This window comes from Sphingomonas sp. CFBP 13720 (genome assembly GCF_014842075.1).
Classification (GTDB): Bacteria; Pseudomonadota; Alphaproteobacteria; order Sphingomonadales; family Sphingomonadaceae; genus Sphingomonas.
Genome location: NZ_JACYVA010000002.1, coordinates 415,441 through 433,865 on the forward strand (window position 1 = coordinate 415,441; position 18,425 = coordinate 433,865).

19 protein-coding genes are annotated in these 18,425 nt (G+C 67.0%); 11 read left to right on the plus strand and 8 right to left on the minus strand.

The genetic code is table 11. The features are described 5' to 3' along the window. Position 1: 1 nt before the first annotated feature. Positions 2-2,587: a type I DNA topoisomerase gene (topA, locus tag IFT55_RS07105; RefSeq protein ID WP_192090438.1), complete on the minus strand. Its 2,586-nt coding sequence runs from the start codon at positions 2,585-2,587 to the stop codon at positions 2-4. Positions 2,588-2,748: 161 nt separating this feature from the next. Here topA and IFT55_RS07110 point away from each other — a divergent pair, with 161 nt between their 5' ends. After that, a complete protein-coding gene (locus tag IFT55_RS07110; protein WP_192090439.1) occupies positions 2,749-3,549 on the plus strand; it encodes a MipA/OmpV family protein in 801 nt (266 codons plus the stop codon). A gap of 7 nt (positions 3,550-3,556) precedes the next feature. Here IFT55_RS07110 and dprA read toward each other — a convergent pair whose 3' ends face one another. Continuing rightward, entirely contained in the window at positions 3,557-4,648 is a 1,092-nt protein-coding gene (gene dprA, locus IFT55_RS07115; protein ID WP_192090442.1) for a DNA-processing protein DprA, read from the minus strand. Continuing rightward, positions 4,641-5,261 carry a glycerol-3-phosphate 1-O-acyltransferase PlsY gene (plsY, locus tag IFT55_RS07120; protein WP_192090444.1) on the minus strand — a complete coding sequence of 207 codons (621 nt, stop codon included), beginning with the start codon at positions 5,259-5,261 and terminating at the stop codon, positions 4,641-4,643. The genes dprA and plsY overlap by 8 nt, the downstream gene beginning before the upstream one ends. 43 nt (positions 5,262-5,304) lie before the next feature. Between plsY and murI the strand changes: the two genes are divergently transcribed. Then, positions 5,305-6,132, plus strand: coding sequence for a glutamate racemase (gene murI, locus IFT55_RS07125; RefSeq protein WP_249403644.1), 828 nt, complete (start codon positions 5,305-5,307; stop codon positions 6,130-6,132). A 209-nt stretch (positions 6,133-6,341) separates the two neighbouring features. After that, positions 6,342-7,586, plus strand: a complete 1,245-nt coding sequence (gene hemA, locus IFT55_RS07130) for a 5-aminolevulinate synthase (protein ID WP_192090446.1) — start codon at positions 6,342-6,344, stop codon at positions 7,584-7,586. Positions 7,587-7,768: 182 nt separating this feature from the next. On the opposite strand, the gene IFT55_RS07135 is transcribed toward hemA, so the two are convergent. Both IFT55_RS07135 and IFT55_RS07140 read right to left on the minus strand, forming a co-directional pair. Further along, on the minus strand, positions 7,769-8,260 hold the full coding sequence (locus IFT55_RS07135) for a DUF3429 domain-containing protein (RefSeq protein WP_342029249.1): 492 nt from the start codon (positions 8,258-8,260) through the stop codon (positions 7,769-7,771). Continuing rightward, positions 8,253-8,738, minus strand: a complete 486-nt coding sequence (locus tag IFT55_RS07140; protein ID WP_192090448.1) for a hypothetical protein — start codon at positions 8,736-8,738, stop codon at positions 8,253-8,255. The genes IFT55_RS07135 and IFT55_RS07140 overlap by 8 nt, the downstream gene beginning before the upstream one ends. A gap of 67 nt (positions 8,739-8,805) precedes the next feature. Here IFT55_RS07140 and rpiB point away from each other — a divergent pair, with 67 nt between their 5' ends. Further along, on the plus strand, positions 8,806-9,246 hold the full coding sequence (gene rpiB, locus IFT55_RS07145) for a ribose 5-phosphate isomerase B (RefSeq protein WP_192090450.1): 441 nt from the start codon (positions 8,806-8,808) through the stop codon (positions 9,244-9,246). A gap of 34 nt (positions 9,247-9,280) precedes the next feature. Here the strand turns inward: rpiB and IFT55_RS07150 are convergent, their stop codons facing one another. Continuing rightward, positions 9,281-10,441 carry an acyltransferase family protein gene (locus IFT55_RS07150; protein ID WP_192090452.1) on the minus strand — a complete coding sequence of 387 codons (1,161 nt, stop codon included), beginning with the start codon at positions 10,439-10,441 and terminating at the stop codon, positions 9,281-9,283. A gap of 338 nt (positions 10,442-10,779) precedes the next feature. Here IFT55_RS07150 and glyA point away from each other — a divergent pair, with 338 nt between their 5' ends. The 4 genes from glyA (at position 10,780) to IFT55_RS07170 (ending at position 14,203) form a co-directional block, all read left to right on the plus strand. Next, complete coding sequence (glyA, locus tag IFT55_RS07155) at positions 10,780-12,093, plus strand: serine hydroxymethyltransferase (RefSeq protein ID WP_192090454.1); 1,314 nt, start codon at positions 10,780-10,782, stop codon at positions 12,091-12,093. Positions 12,094-12,101: 8 nt separating this feature from the next. Beyond that, positions 12,102-12,254: a hypothetical protein gene (locus tag IFT55_RS07160; protein WP_192090456.1), complete on the plus strand. Its 153-nt coding sequence runs from the start codon at positions 12,102-12,104 to the stop codon at positions 12,252-12,254. A 75-nt stretch (positions 12,255-12,329) separates the two neighbouring features. After that, positions 12,330-12,791 (plus strand): transcriptional regulator NrdR, encoded by a 462-nt coding sequence (gene nrdR / locus IFT55_RS07165; RefSeq protein WP_192090458.1) that lies wholly within the window; start codon positions 12,330-12,332, stop codon positions 12,789-12,791. Between the two features lie 344 nt (positions 12,792-13,135). Next, entirely contained in the window at positions 13,136-14,203 is a 1,068-nt protein-coding gene (locus IFT55_RS07170) for a TrmH family RNA methyltransferase (protein ID WP_192090460.1), read from the plus strand. An 87-nt stretch (positions 14,204-14,290) separates the two neighbouring features. On the opposite strand, the gene IFT55_RS07175 is transcribed toward IFT55_RS07170, so the two are convergent. After that, complete coding sequence (locus tag IFT55_RS07175) at positions 14,291-14,605, minus strand: chorismate mutase (RefSeq protein ID WP_192090462.1); 315 nt, start codon at positions 14,603-14,605, stop codon at positions 14,291-14,293. Between the two features lie 374 nt (positions 14,606-14,979). On the opposite strand from IFT55_RS07175, the gene rpsD reads away from it, so the two are divergent. Continuing rightward, the gene (gene rpsD, locus IFT55_RS07180; protein WP_192090471.1) at positions 14,980-15,594 is read left to right on the plus strand and encodes a 30S ribosomal protein S4; all 615 of its coding nucleotides are present in this window, start codon (positions 14,980-14,982) and stop codon (positions 15,592-15,594) included. A gap of 639 nt (positions 15,595-16,233) precedes the next feature. Here the strand turns inward: rpsD and IFT55_RS07185 are convergent. Continuing rightward, positions 16,234-16,788 carry a septal ring lytic transglycosylase RlpA family protein gene (locus IFT55_RS07185; RefSeq protein ID WP_192090473.1) on the minus strand — a complete coding sequence of 185 codons (555 nt, stop codon included), beginning with the start codon at positions 16,786-16,788 and terminating at the stop codon, positions 16,234-16,236. 91 nt (positions 16,789-16,879) lie between these two features. Between IFT55_RS07185 and IFT55_RS07190 the strand changes: the two genes are divergently transcribed. Together IFT55_RS07190 and IFT55_RS07195 are read left to right on the plus strand one after the other, a co-directional pair. Continuing rightward, positions 16,880-17,989: an S-(hydroxymethyl)glutathione dehydrogenase/class III alcohol dehydrogenase gene (locus tag IFT55_RS07190; RefSeq protein ID WP_192090475.1), complete on the plus strand. Its 1,110-nt coding sequence runs from the start codon at positions 16,880-16,882 to the stop codon at positions 17,987-17,989. Continuing rightward, entirely contained in the window at positions 17,989-18,372 is a 384-nt protein-coding gene (locus IFT55_RS07195) for a VOC family protein (RefSeq protein ID WP_192090477.1), read from the plus strand. Before IFT55_RS07190 ends, IFT55_RS07195 begins: the two co-directional genes overlap by 1 nt. Positions 18,373-18,425: the final 53 nt, after the last annotated feature.

Genomic DNA, 18,425 nt, shown 5'->3' on the forward strand with positions numbered 1-18,425 from the left:
CTCAATCCGCCGCCTTCGCCGTCTTCGCAGCAGGCTTCTTCGCCGGAGCCTTCTTCGCCGCAGTCTTCGCCGCCGGCGCCTTCTTCGCCGCCGCTGTCTTCGGTGCGGCCTTCTTCGCAGCGGGCTTCTTCTTGCCCTTGGCCGGTGCCGCCGCCGCGCGATCGTCGATCAGCTGCGCGGCTTCCTCCAGCGTCAGCGCCTGCGGGTCGATCGACTTGGGCAGCGTCGCGTTGGTCGTGCCGTCGGTGACATAGGGGCCATAGCGCCCCTCCATCAGCTTCAGCTCGACCTCGGTGCGTGGATGCACGCCCAGCACCTTGAGCGGCTCCTTCGCCGCGCCACGCGTGCGCCCGCCCCCTGCCGCCGCCTCGGCCAGCTTGACCACCGCCGCGTTCATGCCCGTTTCGAACACGTCGGCGGTCGATTGCAACCGCGCATATTTGCCGGCATGCTTCAGATAGGGGCCATATTGCCCGATCGCGGCGATGATCGGTTCACCCGTTTCGGGGTGATTGCCGATCGTCCGCGGCAGGCTGAGCAGTTTCAGCGCCCATTCCAGCGTCATGTCGCCGATATCCTTCGGGATCGACGCGCGCTTGGCCTCCTTGCCCTCGCCCAGCTGGAGATACGGGCCGAAGCGTCCCGACCGCCGCTCGATCTCCAACCCGGTCGCCGGGTCCTTGCCCAGCCCTTCCGGTCCGGCATCGCCCTCGCCGCCCGGCTGCGCGAACCGACGGGTATATTTGCACTCGGGATAGTTGGAGCAGGCGACGAACGCACCGAACTTGCCGCCGCGCAGCGCAAGCCGCCCTTCGCCGCAATTCGGGCACAGCCGCGGATCGGTGCCGTCCGCCTTGTCGGGGAACAGATAGCTGCCCAGAAACTGGTCCAGCTCTGCGGTGATCGCGCTCGGCTGCTGTTCCATCACATCGGCGGTGCGCGGCTTGAAATCGCGCCAGAACGCTTCGAGCACCGCCTGCCATTCGGCCCGCCCGCCCGATACGTCGTCCAGCTCCTCCTCCAGCCCGGCGGTGAAGTCGTAGCCGACATATTTCTCGAAGAATCGTTCGAGGAACGCGGTCAGCAACCGCCCGGTTTCCTCGGCGAAGAACCGGTTCTTCTCGACGCGGACATAGCCGCGATCTTTCAGCACCTGGATGATCGACGCATAGGTCGACGGCCGCCCGATGCCCAGTTCCTCCAGCCGCTTGACCAGCGACGCTTCCGAAAAGCGCGGCGGCGGCTGGGTGAAATGCTGTTCGGCGACGACGTCCTTCTTGGCGGGCGCATCGCCCGACCGCAACAACGGCAGGCGACGGCTGTCCTCGTCCGCCGCATCGTCGCGCCCTTCCTCGTACAGGGCAAGGTATCCGGGGAACAGCACGACCTGTCCGGTGGCGCGCAGGCCGGTCTGCCCGGTCTGGTCCTCCATCTCGACGGCGGTGCGCTCCATCCGCGCCGACGCCATCTGGCTGGCCAGCGCCCGCTTCCAGATCAGGTCGTACAGCCGGCCGTGATCGCCCGATCCCGCCTTGTCCTTGCCGAAATCGGTCGGGCGGATCGCCTCGTGCGCTTCCTGTGCGTTCTTGGCCTTGGTCTGATACTGGCGGGGCTTGTCGGGGACGTACGACCCGTCATAGCGGTTCGCGATCGCGCCGCGCGCGGCATCGATCGCCGATCCGTCCATCTGCACGCCGTCGGTCCGCATATAGGTGATCGCGCCGTCCTCATACAGCGACTGCGCGACCCGCATCGTGTGGCTGGCCGAAAAGCCCAGCTTGCGCGCCGCTTCCTGTTGCAGGGTCGACGTGGTGAACGGCGGCGGCGGATTGCGGGTCGCGGGCTTCGTCTCGACGTTGACGACGGTGAAGCGTCCGTCGACCACCGCCTGCTTCGCCGCCTCCGCCGCGCCGGCCTCGCCCAGCGACAGCCGGTCGAGCTTCCTGCCCGACAGCTTGACCAGACGTGCGTCGAACGGCGTGCCGTCGGCCTCCATCTTCGCGACGACCGACCAGTATTCCTGCGCGACGAACGATTCGATCTCGCGCTCGCGCTCGACCAGCAGGCGCAGCGCGACCGACTGGACGCGCCCGGCCGACTTCGCACCGGGCAGCTTGCGCCACAGCACCGGCGACAGCGTGAACCCGACCAGATAATCCAGCGCCCGCCGCGCGCGATACGCGTCGATCAGATCGGTATCCAGCTCGCGCGGCGCCTTCATCGCGGCAAGGATCGCGGGCTTGGTGATCGCGTTGAACGTGACCCGCTCGACCTCCTTGGGCAGCGCCTTGCGCTTTTTCAGAACCTCCTGAACATGCCAGCTGATCGCTTCGCCCTCGCGATCGGGATCGGTTGCGAGAATCAGTCGATCGGCGGTCTTGGCCAGGTCGGTGATCGCCTTCAGCTGCTTGGTCTTGTCCGCATAGGTTTCCCAATCCATCGCGAACCCGTCGTCGGGATGCACCGATCCGTCCTTGGCCGGCAGGTCGCGGACATGGCCGTAGGAAGCGAGGACGCGGTAATCGCCGCCCAGATATTTTTCGATGGTCTTCGCCTTGGCGGGCGATTCGACGATGACGAGCTGCATGACGGTGCGAAAGTCCCTTACGTGTACGCGCGAGAGTGGAGAGCCGGAACGGGGGGCGTCAAGCGACAAGGGTCGATGGCGGATGCACGATACATTGTCATGACATTCCCATGCCCACCGCGTCCTTTGCCAAACCGCGCGATAAATGCTTTGTTCGCGGGATGATATCCACCCGCCCGGCCGCGATCGCGCTTGCCCTCTCGCTCGGCTTCGGCATGTCCCCCGCCATTGCGCAGGACAGCGCGCCGCGCGAACCCCGTCGCACCCGGATCGGGCTGGGACCGCAACTGGTGCCGAGCTATCCCGGCGCCGATTCGGTCAGCCTGCGTCCGTTCATCGACGTATCGCGCACGCGCGGCGACACCCCCTTCGCGTTCGAGGCCCCCGACGAGAGCGCCGGGCTGCCGGTCGTCACCACGCGCGGGTTCCAGTTCGGCCCCGCCTTCGGGTTCGAAGGACGGCGGCGCAGCGGCGAGGTCGGCGGCGCGCTGCCCTCGGTCGGGTTTACCGTCGAGCTGGGCGGCTTCGCGCAATATGCGATCGGCGATTCGCTACGCGTCCGGGTAGAGGCGCGACAGGGGCTGGGCGGGCACAAGGGGCTGATCGCCAATGTCGGGGCGGATTACATCGCGCGCGACGGGGACCGCTGGCTGTTCTCGATCGGGCCGCGCGTGACGTTGGCCGACGCCCGCTACCACCGTGCCTATTTCGGCGTGGTCCCGGTCGACGCGGCGGCATCGGGCCTGCCCGCCTTTCGTGCCGATGGCGGGGTACAGGCGATCGGGGCAACGGCGGGCCTGCTGCGCCAGTTCACGTCGCGCTGGGGCGTCTATGGCTATACCCGGTACGACCGGCTGGCGGGCGATCCCGCCCGATCGCCGGTCGTCCGCACCTTCGGTTCGCGCAACCAGCTTTCGGGCGGGCTGGCGTTGACCTACACCTTCGGGCGCGGCGTGCGGTAAGCATCGGTCAGCCGATCAACCCCACCCTTCCCCCCGCATGCCGCTCCAGCCGCCCGGCCAACTCCAGTTCCAGCAGCACCGTCTGCACCACTGCCGGCGCGCAGTCCGCCTGCCGGATCAGTTCGTCGACGATGACCGGCACCGGCCCCAGCAATCCGGTGATCCTGCGGCGGTCGCCGTCGCCCGCATCCGCCGCAACCCGTTCGCCGGCATAGCCGCCGCCGGTCGATCGTACCGCGCGCGGATCGATCGGGCGCAGCATCTCCGCCACGTCGGCTGCCGACTGCACCAGCGTCGCACCGTCGCGGATCAGCAGGTTGCACCCCTGCGCACGCGGATCGAGCGGCGATCCGGGCACCGCCATCACCTCGCGCCCCGCCTCTCCCGCCAGCCGTGCGGTGATGAGCGAGCCGGATCGCGGCGCGGCCTCCACCACTACCGTGCCCAGCGCCATGCCGGCGATGATCCGGTTGCGCGACGGGAAATGGCGGGCCAGCGGCTGCGTCCCCGGCGGCTGTTCGGCGACCAGCAGGCCGCGTACCGCTACGTCCTCCTGCAACCCTGCGTTTTCCGGCGGAAACGTCACGTCGATGCCGCTGGCGATCACGCCGACCGTGCCGTGCGCGATCGATCCTTGATGCGCGGCGGTATCGATGCCGCGCGCCAGCCCCGACACCACGGTAAAGCCCGCCGCGCCCAGTTCGTCGGCCTGTTCGCGCGCGAACCGGCATGCCGCCGCCGATGCGTTGCGCGCGCCGACCATCGCCACGCATGGCCGCGCCAGCAACCCGGCATCGCCGCGCACGATCAGCGCGGGGGGCGCGGTGTCGATCTCCGCCAGCAGCGATGGATATCCGGCGTCACCGATCAGCAGATACCGGCCGCCCAGCGCGCGGACCGTCGCGATCTCGCGCCGCACCTGCGCCTCGTCCGCCAGCGTCGGTGCGCGGCCGCCACCCCGCGCCGCCAGTCCCGGCAGCGCGGCGATCGCCGCGGCCGCATCGCCATAGCGCGCGATCAACTGACGGAACGTCACCGGGCCGATCCGCGCCGACCGAATCAGCCGCAACGCCGCCAGTCGCTCGCCCGTGTCACGCACCCGGGCGGCCGATCTTCGGCTCTCGCCCGGCGATCAGCCGCTCGATATTCGCGCGATGCTTCCACACGAGGACCGCGGCAAGCCCGAGGAACGGTAGCACCAGATCGAACCGGCCCGCCCATGCCGCGACGATCGGCGCGGAGATCGCCGCCGCGATCCCTGCCACCGACGATATCCGCAGCGACGCCAGCAACCCGATCCACACGACCGCATAGGCCAGGCCGCTTTCCCAGTGCAGCGCCACGACCACGCCCATCATCGTCGCGACGCCCTTGCCGCCACGGAACCGCAGCCACACCGGGTAGCAATGCCCGATGAACGCCGCGACGCCCGCCGCCAGTTCGTGGCCCGGCAACAGCGCGGCGGCGATCCACACCGCGACCGCCCCCTTCAACAGGTCGAGCAGCAGCGTCGCCGCCGCCAGCCCCTTGCGCCCGGTGCGCAGCACGTTGGTCGCGCCGATATTGCCCGATCCGATCGTGCGCAGGTCGCCCGCCCCGGCGACGCGGGTCAGCAGGATGCCCCACGGCACCGAACCCAGCAGATAACCTATCAGCACCGCCGCAACGGTCGGCAACGAGGAAATGTCGCTCGGCAGAATGGCCCCCTGCATGCTTGCCGTCCAAGGGACACAGGGTAAGGGGTAAGCGGACCGCATGCAACGCAGCCCCAGCGAAAGCCCGAAAATGCCCGCTTCCGATCAACCGATCCTGTTCTTCGATTCGGGGATCGGCGGGCTGTCGGTCGTCGCGCCGACCCGCGGGTTGCTGCCGACCGTGCCGATCGTCCATGTCGCCGATTCGGCGGGATTTCCCTATGGGACGAAAACCGAAGCGGAGATTGCCGGCCGGGTGCCTGCGCTGCTCGGACGGCTGGTCGAACGCTATCGACCGCGTCTGGTGGTGATCGCATGCAACACCGCGTCGACCATCGCGCTGGGCGCGGTGCGCGCCGCGCTCGACCTGCCCGTCGTCGGCACCGTGCCGGCAATCCGCCCGGCCGCCGCGATCAGCCATACGCGCGTCATCGGCGTGCTGGGAACGAACGCCACGGTCCGTCAGCCCTATGTCGACGATCTGGCCGAACGGTTCGCGGGCGACTGCACCGTCCTGCGCCATGGGTCGGCGGCGCTGGTCGAACTGGCGGAGGCGGCGCTGGCCGGCACCCCACCGCCGCCCGACCGTATCGCCGCCGAACTCGCCGGACTGTTCGCGCAGCCCGATGGCGACCGGATCGACGTCATCGTCAACGCCTGCACCCATTTTCCACTGCTCGAAGCCGACATGACCGCCATCGCGCCGCATGTCCGCTTCGTCGACGGCGGCCCCGGCATCGCCCGCCGGATCGCGGTACTGACGGCGGGACAGGCGTTCCCGGACGCCGCCGTTCCCGGCACGCTGGTTTTCACCCGGCTGGGCGAACGCGAACGGACGCTGGCGGCGGCGCTCGGGTCGTACGGGTTCGGGCGACTCGAGGCGCTGTAGGGCGGGCAGGGCGAAGCTTCTGCCGTCCGCCCCCTCCCCGTTCGCTTCGAGTAGCGATCGAGCGTAGCCGAGCGCGCGTATCGAGAAGGTCCCTCCCCCACACACAACTACCGCCCCCCGCCCCTGGGACAATTTGTCCAGCCGCCCGATGACACTAACCGCTTTTATCCGCTGGCAACCGGGGGTGTGTGACGATACACACACGCCCCATGAGCATCGACGCAAGTCCGGCCCGCTCGGTCGACTATAACCGTGTATTCGCGCAGGCGATTGACCGCCTGCACGAAGAAGGCCGCTACCGCGTCTTCATCGACATCCTGCGCAACAAGGGACAGTTCCCCAATGCGCGGTGCTTCGCCGGGCATAACGGGCCGAAGCCGATCACGGTGTGGTGTTCCAACGACTATCTCGCCATGGGGCAGCATCCCGCCGTCATCGCGGCGATGGAGGACGCGTTGCACGACGTCGGCGCGGGTTCCGGCGGCACGCGCAACATCGGCGGCAACACGCACTACCATATCGATCTCGAAAACGAGCTGGCCGACCTGCACGACAAACAGGCCGCGTTGCTGTTCACCTCGGGCTATGTCTCGAACGAGGCGACGCTGTCGACGATCGCGCGAATCCTGCCGGGCTGCGTGATCTTTTCGGACGAACTGAACCACGCGTCGATGATCGCGGGCATCCGGCATTCGGGCTGCGAAAAACGCGTCTTCCGCCACAACGACCTTGCGCATCTCGAAGAATTGCTGGCCGCCGAGGATCCCGAACTTCCCAAGCTGATCGCGTTCGAAAGCGTGTACTCGATGGACGGCGACGTCGCGCCGATCCATGCGATCTGCGACCTTGCCGACAAGTACAACGCACTGACCTATCTGGACGAAGTCCACGCCGTCGGCATGTACGGCGCGCGCGGCGGCGGCATTTCCGAACGCGATGACGCGGCGTCGCGCATCACCATCGTCGAAGGCACGCTGGGCAAGGCGTTCGGCGTGATGGGCGGCTATATCGCCGCCGATCGCACGGTGATCGACGTGATCCGCAGCTATGCGCCGGGCTTTATCTTCACCACCAGCCTGTCGCCGGTGCTGGTCGCGGGCGCGCTCGCCAGCGTGCGGCACCTGAAGGCGTCGAGCACGGAGCGCGACGGACAACAGGCGGCAGCGACGATGCTGAAGCGGATGTTCGCCGATGCCGGGCTACCCGTGATGGATACCACGACGCATATCGTGCCGCTGATGGTCGGCGACCCGGTCAAGGCCAAGCGGATCAGCGACATCCTGCTGCGCGAATATGGCGTGTACGTGCAGCCGATCAATTATCCGACCGTCCCGCGCGGGACCGAGCGGCTGCGCTTCACACCGGGTCCGGCGCACGACACGGCGATGATGCGCGACCTGACCCAGGCGCTGGTCGAAATCTGGGGCCGGCTCGAACTGCGCAAGGCGGCCTGAGCGGGATAGCGTTCGACGGCATCGTCCAAAGCGTCGCTGGCCCGGTTTTGATCGAGTTGCACCCCGCTCGGGTAGCGACTGATCCGCACCGCAACCGGGCGCGATAGCCCTCTAACGCCTCCGTGCTACCGGCTAGACCGACCAGCGTCGAACCGTCGGAGCTCTTCGCCGGTTCTGACCGCTTAGTACCGGTCCACAAGCAGCCCGGCGATCAGCGTCAATGTCCCAAGCCCGACCGATAACGGCACCCGCAGCCGCATCCACCACGCCGGCACATGCCCCGCGCGCAGCAGCGCGAGGTCCACGAGCAGCGAGGCGAACAGCCCGGCGGCAAGGATCGCGGCGCCCGACACGACCGACGCGAAAAACACCATGCCCGCCGCCAGCGCGATCAGGCTCGGCATCACCGCGATCGTCAGCCAGAATGTCAGCGCCGCACCGGCAACGCGCGCCGCCGCCGCACCCCACCACATACCGCCCAGAAAACTTAGGATGAGCGCGCCGTACAACAGCGCGAGCGCCAGTGCCATGCCGCCGCGTATCGGGTCGAACATCCAGATCCCGATGGCGACAAGCGGCGGCAATAGTCCGGCATAGCCGAGCAGCGCCGCCGTGGCCGGAAGGCGTGGGCGCTCGAGGGGCGCGGCCGGATCGGTCGCGGCAACGTCAGTCACGACAATATCCCTCGCCGCTCTTCACGATCAGGCAATCGCGCTTGTCCGCCAGATATTTAAGCCCCGTCGCCGCGCCATCGCCCGGCTTCAACATTTCCGCCAGACCGTTGCGGGTGAACGCGATGCCCTGCGGACCGACCGTCCCCGCGAACGTCCCCCGATTGTCGAGGTCGTATTGCATGTCCAGCGTGACCCCGGCGGGGACCGCGGCGACGTTCAGCACCATTCCCTCGACGCCGATCCATCGACCCAGATAGGGTGTCGCATCGACCGACGTCCCGCTGGCCGATGGACCCGGCGTCGGCGTCGCGCTGGCGCTCGCACTGGGCGTCGGCGTCGGCGAGGCAGCGGGCACCAGCGTCGCCTCCGCACTGTTGTCGATCGCCGCCTGCGTGGCGCGGCCTTCGTCGCGCCGCTCGTTCGCACTGCACCCCGCGGCCAGCAGCGCCACCCCGACGATCATTCGCTTGCCCAACATCCGCGTTCCTCTCGCTGCCCCCAATGCCGGCCTAGCGCTCGCGGTTCCCTGCGGCTACAGCGCCGACATGGCCCGCATCGCAATCGCATCCGACCACGCCGCACTCGTGCTCAAGTCCGACCTCGCCACATGGCTGCAGGATGAGGGGCACGAGGTCGCCGATCTCGGCCCGCATGACGGGGCCAGCGTCGACTATCCCGACTATGGCTATCGGCTGGCACAGGCGGTCGAACGCGGCGATGCCACGTTCGGCATCGCATTGTGCGGATCGGGCATCGGCATCTCGATCGCGGTCAACCGCGTCGCCGCCTGCCGCTGCGCACTGGTCGCCGAACCGCTGTCGGCGGCGCTGGCCCGCGAGCATAACGATGCCAACGTCCTTGCGATGGGCGCGCGGCTGATCGGTACGGAAATGGCGAAGGCGTGCGTATCGGCATTCCTTGCCACCCCGTTCGGCGGCGATCGCCACCAGCGTCGCGTCGACAAGCTGGGCACGCCGCCCGCCTGACCCTCCGGCAACCCGGGACAGGCGGCTGGCCGCGCTACGCCGCAGTACCGCTGCGCGCGGCCGTCATCCATACCGGCGCGATGTTCAAACGGCGCAGCACATTGCGTCCCGCGCGCCCTGTACTCACGATGATCCGGCGTACGATCTTCTGCGACGGCCTTTCGATGCAGTGGAAGCTGGCGAACGATACCACCACCGTCGCTGCCAGTGCCGCGACGATCTGCACCGCATGCGGCGTGTCGAGCGGGACGAGCAGGTTTCGGACGCCGGCCATCACCGGAACGTGCAGCAGGTAGATCGAGAAACTATACGCCCCCAACGCACGAGCGAAGCGATTGCCGAATACCGCGTCCGCGAAACGGGTCTCGACCGTGAAGGCAAGGACGATGGCCCCGAAAGCCAGCGCCATCGGCAGGCTGCCATAGACGCGGCCGAGTTCCCATCCGAAGGCGGTAGCGGTCTTGTCGACCGGCACTACGCCGGCAAGGACCAGCGCGATCAGGCCGATCCCGGTCGATTGCGTGCAGAACGCCGCGAACTTGCTGATCCGCGAGACGCCGATCGCGTTTCGCAGCACCGCTACCGCCACGCCAACCAGAAAGATGTGGAGCTTGTTCAGCACCGTACCGCCGGGAAACGCCGGATGCGCGACGATGAGCAGCGCCGTGACGATCGCCAGCAGCGGCGCGATGCGTACGACGTTGCGGCTCGCGAACAGGAACCAGATGCCGATGAACACGAAATAGAATTCGATCTCGGGCGGGATCGACCAGAAGACATAGTCGCTGCCGAGGAACAGCATGTGTTCCACGAATCCGCTGGTATCCAGATAGTAGACGAAATCCTGCCCGATATACCGCGACAACAGGTAACAGCCGATGATCGCAAGATAATAGGCCGGCACGACACGCGACAGGCGCGCCGCGATGTAGTGGAACGCGGATGCAGCATCGAACGGCTTGAACAGATACAGATGGCCCATCAGGAACCCGCTGAGCACGAAGAAGATCATTACGCCGAACGTGCCGGCCTGCGGCAATTTCGTGTCAATCAGTCCCAGTTGCGGAAGGTGCGCCAGCACGACCAGCAATGCCGCGAATCCTCGCAACCCGTCCAGCGGTGCGATATGTCCGCGCACACGCGCCGATGATGCCGCGCGTCCGACCGGACGGCCGGACCCGGTCCCAGTGTCCATATTCGCCAACCCCCGTTCGGCCCCCCGGCCGATTGTCGACCCTGATGACGGGCCTCCAATGAACTCCGTATACGGACGGATGCATCTTGGCGTCAACCAACTGCCAATTGACAGCGATATGAACCAATACATGATTAGAGTTTGCGTCTATTGCAAATAATCTGATCCTCGCCGTAAACTACTCGCTCGACATGGTTTTCCCGCCAAAGCCTTCCGGTTTCGTGCGAGAGCCCCGCCCCGAACGCCACGGTCCAGCGCGAAACCCCGCAACGGGTGGCGTTTTGAGGACGGCGGGACTACAGCGCGCGCGATCATGTTTTTCCCGTGGAGCCGCCCCGATGAGCACCAGCCCCCAGATCCTCGACCAGTTTCGTCCCGACGGATTCTTCGATCGCGGCCTTGCCGATGTCGACCCCGCCGTCTTTGCCGGCGTCTCGCACGAACTGGAACGCGAACGTTATCAGATCGAACTGATCGCGAGCGAGAACATCGTGTCGAAGGCGGTGCTGGAGGCGCAGGGCAGCGTCTTCACCAACAAATATGCCGAAGGCTATCCGGGCAAGCGCTATTATCAGGGCTGCCATCCCTCGGACGAGGTCGAGACGCTGGCGATCGAGCGTGCGAAGCAGTTGTTCGGCTGCGGCTTCGCCAACGTCCAGCCGCATTCGGGCGCGCAGGCCAATGGTGCGGTGATGCTGGCGCTGACCAAGCCCGGTGACACGATCCTCGGCATGAGCCTCGACGCGGGCGGCCATCTGACGCACGGCGCGCGGGCGGCGATGTCGGGCAAATGGTTCAACGCGATCCAATATGGCGTCGACCGCGAAACCCATCTGATCGACTATGCGGAGGTCGAGCGGCTGGCGAAGGAACATCGCCCCACGCTGATCATCGCGGGGGGATCTGCCTATCCGCGCCATATCGACTTCGCGAAATTCCGTGCGATCGCCGATGAAGTCGGCGCGACCTTCATGGTCGACATGGCGCATTTCGCCGGCATCGTCGCGGCAGGGCTGCACCCCACGCCGTTCGGCCACGCGCACGTCGTGACGACCACCACGCACAAGACGCTGCGCGGCCCGCGCGGCGGCATGGTGCTGACCGACGACGAAAAGATCGCCAAGAAGATCAATTCGGCGGTGTTCCCCGGATTGCAGGGCGGCCCGCTGATGCACGTCATCGCGGCCAAGGCAGTGGCGTTCGGCGAAGCGCTGCGCCCCGAGTTCAAGGACTATATCGCCGCCGTCGTGGAGAATGCGAAGATCCTCGCCGCCACGCTCAAGGAACGCGGTGCGAACCTCGTCGCCGGGGGCACCGATACCCACCTTGCGCTGGTCGACCTGACCCCGCTGGACGTCACCGGCAAGGACGCGGACGAAGCGCTGGAGCGCGCCGCGATCACCTGCAACAAGAACGGCATTCCGTTCGACCCGCTGCCCCCGGTCAAGACCAGCGGCATCCGCGTCGGATCGCCCGCCGGCACCACGCGCGGCTTCGGCACCGCCGAGTTCCGCGAGATCGGCAATATGGTCGCCGACGTGCTCGACGGCCTGCGCGCCAAGGGCGAAACGGGGGATCAAGCGGTCGAGGCGGACGTTAAGGCCCGTGTCCGCACGCTGTGCGAACGCTTCCCGATCTACCCCGGCCTGTAAGGATCATCATGGACATGAAGGACAAGACGCTCGGCAAGAGCATGGCGAAATGGGGTGCGCTGGGCGCGGTCGTCGCGATCCCGGTGCCGTTCGTCGGCCCGCTGATCGGCGCGGCGGCGGGTGCCGGCTATGCGTATTTCAAGGCGAAGAAGCGCGTCTGACCCAATCCCGGTCGCGGCCGCCGACATGGTGCCGCGACCGTCCGGGCGGCGATCCGCGAACCGACAGGAACCTCGATGCGCTGCCCGTTCTGCGCCCATGACGATAGCCAGGTAAAGGACAGCCGCCCCAGCGACGACGGCGCGGCGATCCGGCGGCGGCGGCAATGTGCGGCCTGCGGCGCACGCTTCACCACGTTCGAACGCATCCAGTTGCGCGACCTGACCGTCGTCAAGTCGGGCGATCGCCGCCAGCCCTTCGATCGCGAGAAACTGCTCCGTTCGGTCGCGACCGCGTGTCGCAAGCGCCCGATCACCCCGGTCCAGGTCGAACGGCTCGTCTCCGGCATCCAGCGCCAGTTGGAAACGACCGGCGAGAGCGAGACCCCGTCGCAACGCATCGGCGAACTGGTGATGGAGGGGCTGCGCGGCCTGGACCCGGTCGCGTACATCCGCTTCGCCAGCGTCTACAAGGACTTCCGCGAGGCAAAGGACTTCGAGGATTTCGCGGGCAATGTCGGCGAGGCGGGACGGGAATAGCGCCCCCCCTTACCCACCCGCACCCCGCGACCCCCGTTCGGTTCGAGCAGCATCGAGCCCGTCGCGATGCGTCCGTCGAGAACCCGCGCCGAGCCCTGATGCAGGGCTGTGAGATAACGCAATGCTACCCGGCCTCCCGTCTGGAACGACTGCGTCATTGCGTTCGGCCAGGTTCGGGCGGCATCGAGCCTGTCGGCATGTAGCCGTAGAGGACCGCATACCTTGGCGATCCGTTCGCCCGAAACCTGCCGCCACTTTCTTCTCATCCGCCCTGCCCCCTTCCCCTTGCCGTCCATCCTGAGTAGCGGCTGAGCGTAGTCGAAGACGCGTATCGAAGGACCGAGATGAGTTTCGCCGCCTATATCCTGCGCTGTTCCGACGGGAAATATTATGTCGGTCACACCGACGACCTCGAACGGCGCGTCGCGCAGCATCAGGCGGGCGAGATCGAAGGCTTCACGCAGGCGCGCCGTCCGATCGCGCTGGCATGGAGCGAAACGGTGCCGACCCGCGAACAGGCACAGGCGATCGAACAGCAGCTGAAGGGCTGGTCGCGTGCGAAGAAGGAAGCGCTGATCGCGGGCGACTGGGATACGGCACAGGCACTGGCGCGCAAGTCCTTCGATACCGGTCTTCGACGGGCTCAGCCCCTGCTCAGGACGGACGGAGTGGAGATGGACGAACGCGGTCCGCAATCCCCCCCGCCGGTCATCGTCCTCGTCCGCCCGCAACTCGGCCAGAACATCGGCAAGGCCGCGCGGGCGATGCTCAATTTCGGCCTCACCGAACTGCGCCTCGTCGCGCCGCGCGACGGCTGGCCGAATCCGGAGGCCGGTCCGGCGGCCAGCGGCGCGGACCGGGTGCTACGCGACGCGGTCGTCTATGACAGCGTCGCGGAGGCGGTGGCCGACTGCGCGCATGTCTATGCGACGACGGTCCGCAAGCGCGGCATCACCAAGCCGGTCGTAACGCCCGAAGCCGCCGCCGGCGCGATCCGCAGCGAACCGGGCCGATCCGCGATCCTGTTCGGACCCGAACGCTCGGGGCTGGAAACCGACGACGTGGCGCTCGCCCGCACGATCCTGACCGTGCCGATCAACCCCGAATTCGGATCGCTCAACCTCGCGCAGGCGGTGATCCTCGTCGCGTATGAATGGTCGAAGGGCGAAGGGCTGGCCAGTCCGCCCACCGTCGACCTCGGTATTCCCGCACCGCATGACGAGCTGGAAGGCATGATCCGCCAGCTTGACGAGATGCTGGAGGCTGCACGCTTCTTCTTCCCGCCCGAACGCGCCACGACCTCGCGCCGGACACTGCGCACGCTGCTGACCAAGCCCGGCTGGACGTCGCAGGAAGTCCGCACGATGCGCGGCGTGCTGTCGGCGCTGGATGGTGCCAAGCGACGGCGGTAGCAGCGGCGGCGTGGGCAGCTTGCTGCAAAACCGGGAAGCATCCGTTGCGAACACGCCGTTCGCCCCCGAACCCGACCGACGTTCCGACTATCCCCGCGTGCGGTCGAACGTCACCAGTTCGTACGCGATCGACGCCTCGACCAGCCGTTCCCATAGATCGGCGACGATCGCATCGGGCACCCCCGCATCGGCAGCGGCGGCACGGACGTTGGCAATCACCTGCGCCTTGCGCGGCTCGTCGCGCACCGCATTCCGGTCGGGCTTGATGCGCGCGGCCGCCCGCATATAGCCGAAGCGGCGGGCGAGCAGCGCGATCAGGTCGCGATCGACATGGTCGACCCCGGCACGGACCTCCATCATCGTGGTGCAATCGGCGGGATCGAGCGGAGCCTTGGTCGTCATGCCGCCGCTTTAGCGCGTTCGCCCGCGCTGTCGACCGTCTGTCGCCACCGACCGGATCGCGCGTCGCCGTTCGCCGCGTGTGTCATACCGCGGCGGAATGGTCGGCGGTCGACAAGGTGAACGACGGCGACGTGGACGCGATGCGTCGCCGCAGCAGCCGCCAGCAGAACTACTGATCGCCCACCGCCTTGACTCGCGCCCGGCCGGCGGCTAGGCGCGCCCCTTCGCAATCGGCTCCGCATTCCCGGTGAAGCGGCGGCCCTGCATTGTCCCTCGCGACATGTCGGAAGCGAATACCGGGAGCCGCGATCCTGTCCGCCGGACTATCTCCGTCGGGCAAGGTCAAACGTTACTGCAATTGCATTGGATTTACGATGTCGAAGCGCTCCAGCGCCAAGTACAAGCTCGATCGCCGCCTGGGCGAGAATATCTGGGGTCGTCCCAAGAGCCCGGTCAACAAGCGCGAATACGGTCCCGGCCAGCATGGTCAGCGCCGCAAGGGCAAGATCTCGGACTTCGGTATCCAGCTGCGCGCCAAGCAGAAGCTCAAGGGCTATTATGGCGACGTGACCGAGAAGCAGTTCAAGCGCACCTATGAAGAAGCGTCGCGCATGAAGGGCGATACCGGTCAGAACCTGATCGGCCTGCTCGAACAGCGTCTCGACATGATCGTGTACCGCGCCAAGTTCGCCCCGACCGTGTGGTCGGCGCGTCAGCTGGTCAGCCACGGCCACGTCCGCGTCAACGGCGTGAAGTGCAACATCGCATCGCGCCGCTGCTTCGTCGGCGACGAGATCACGTTGGGCACCAAGGCGCAGGAAATGGCGCTGGTCCTCGAAGCACAGACGCTGGCCGAACGCGATATTCCCGAGTACGTCGCCACCGAGGGTGCTGCAAAGGTGACCTTCACCCGCGTGCCGACGCTGGACGAAGTGCCGTATCCGGTGAAGATGGAACCGAACCTCGTGGTCGAGTTCTACTCGCGCTGAGCCAAGGTCCAGCGAAGCTGGACCAAGGCCATACTCGGCGCGAGCGGCCGGCGCTGCCCAAGGCAGCGACCGACGACATGGGCTTTGCCCATGGCGCTGACAGAAAGCAAAAGGGCGGCCCCGCAACGGGCCGCCCTTTTCGCGTCGCCGCTGCCTGCACCGCCCCGATACGACCGGCAATCACCGCTTTCCTACACCGCCGCACCGCGCCATGATCCGCACCGGGCCGTCCTGCGACCCTGCTCCTTGACCTCGCCGGACCCCATGCCCCGCTGCCGGACTCCACGCCGCGCCCGATGCGGCGAAACCCGCGCATCCCGAATGACCGTCTGACCAGCCGAATGGTGTATCGCAGGACGGCCAGCATACTTCGCTACCGACCGGATGAACCGTGCAGCAGGATCGCCCGGGCAACGATCCGATCCGGCCCTCCGTCGCCCTCGTCCGGTCGCCAACCGGCATGAAAGGAGCGAAGGCGATTTCGCACCACGAGTGTGACTTTTGTGACCTTTGGCACATCGACGGCCGCCCTGCCGCCTGCAAACACCTGCCATTAATCCAATAATCCGAACTAGAACCCGGAATCTCCGAACGCCGTGCGCCGCCGCAGGACACACCGGTATGACCGTCATCCCGCAGTCAAAGCCCCGCCGCCCGCAACTGCTCGCGCAAGTTCGCCCGCGTTCGCTCGTCCACCGGCGGCAGGTCGCGCGCCGGCTTGCCCCGTCGCAGCAGTGCACGGTCGCGTTCGTCGGGCGACACCACGCGCACCCGCACCGGCACTACCCCGGCACCGCGCACGCCCAAGGCCTCCGCCGCCCCGCGCGACAGGTCGAGGATCCGCCCCCTGCCGGTGAACGGCCCGCGATCGTTGACCCGCACGACGATCCGTCGCCCCGTGTCGAGCGCGGTCACTTCGACATAGCTGGGCAGGGGCAGCGTGGTATGCGCGCCGGTGACCCATCGTGCGCGGAACCGCTCGCCATTGGCGGTACGGTTGCCGGATTCGCTGCCATACCAGCTGGCCAGACCGAGCATGTCATAAGCGGGATCGGCGGCGGGGACATAGGCGACGCCCCGGACGCGGTAGGGCGGACCGATTTTGACCATGTCGTCGCTGACCGGACGATAGGAACCGCCGGCACAGGCGGACAGGAGCAGCGCGGCACCGGCAGCGAACGGACGAAGCGACATGGCGGACGCTCTAACGCATCCCGAACGCCGCGTCCCCCTTGCCGATCCCCGTCCTGCGCCGCTACCCCGTCGTCAGCTTAGGAGACACCCGATGAAGACCCGCGCCGCCGTTGCGTTCGAAGCGAAACGCCCGCTCGAAATCGTCGAACTCGATCTGGAAGGCCCGAAGGCGGGCGAAGTGCTGATCGAGATCATGGCGACCGGCATCTGCCATACCGATGCCTATACCCTCGACGGGCTGGACAGCGAGGGGCTGTTCCCCAGCGTGCTGGGCCATGAAGGTGCGGGGATCGTCCGCGAGGTCGGGGCGGGCGTGACCAGCGTCGCCGTCGGCGATCACGTCATCCCGCTCTACACGCCCGAATGTCGCCAGTGCAAAAGCTGCCTGTCGGGCAAGACCAACCTGTGCACCGCGATCCGCGCGACTCAGGGCAAGGGGCTGATGCCCGACGGCACCACCCGGTTCAGTTACAAGGGGCAGCCGATCTTCCATTACATGGGCTGCTCGACCTTCTCGAACTTTACGGTGCTGCCCGAAATCGCGGTGGCGAAGATCCGCACCGACGCCCCGTTCCAGACGAGCTGCTATGTCGGGTGCGGCGTCACCACCGGCGTCGGCGCGGTGGTGAACACCGCCAAGGTCGCGCCGGGCGACAATGTGATCGTCTTCGGCCTGGGCGGCATCGGGCTGAACGTGCTGCAGGGCGCGCGGATGGCGGGCGCGAACATGATCGTCGGCGTCGACATCAATCCCGACCGGGAAGAATGGGGCCGCCGGTTCGGCATGACCCATTTCGTCAATCCGAAGGACGTGTCGGGCGACCTGGTCCAGCATCTCGTCGCGCTGACCGATGGCGGGGCGGACTATACGTTCGATTGCACCGGCAATACCGACGTGATGCGACAGGCGCTGGAGGCATGCCATCGCGGTTGGGGCACCAGCATCATCATCGGCGTCGCCGAAGCGGGCAAGGAAATCGCCACCCGCCCGTTCCAGCTGGTAACCGGTCGCAACTGGCGCGGCACCGCGTTCGGCGGGGCGAAGGGGCGGACCGACGTGCCGAAGATCGTGGACTGGTACATGAACGGCAAGATCGAGATCGACCCGATGATTACCCACGTCCTCTCGCTGGAGGAGATCAACAAGGGCTTCGACCTGATGCACGCGGGCGAAAGCATCCGCTCGGTGGTGGTGTACTGATGTTCAGCCATGTGATGTTGGGCAGCAACGATATCGCCGCCGCGAAACGCTTCTACGATGCCGCGCTCGGCACGTTGGGAACGGACGAAGGCGTAGTCGATGAACGGGGGCTGCTGGTCTATCAGTATGATGGCGGACGTTTCGTCATCACCCGGCCGATCGACGGCGGGACGGCAAGCAGCGCCAATAGCGGAACGATCGGCTTCCTCGCCAGCTCGCCCGACACGGTCGATGCATGGCATGCCGCCGGTCTGGCGCATGGCGGCACGGCGATCGAGGATCCGCCGGGCCCGCGCAATGCTACCGGCGGGCGTGTGCTGTACCTTGCCTATCTTCGCGATCCCGCTGGGAACAAGCTCTGCGCGACCTACCGTATCAAGTGAAGCGGGCGTCGCGTATTGGGTTTTGACAGGTGAAACATCTTCGCAGATACACG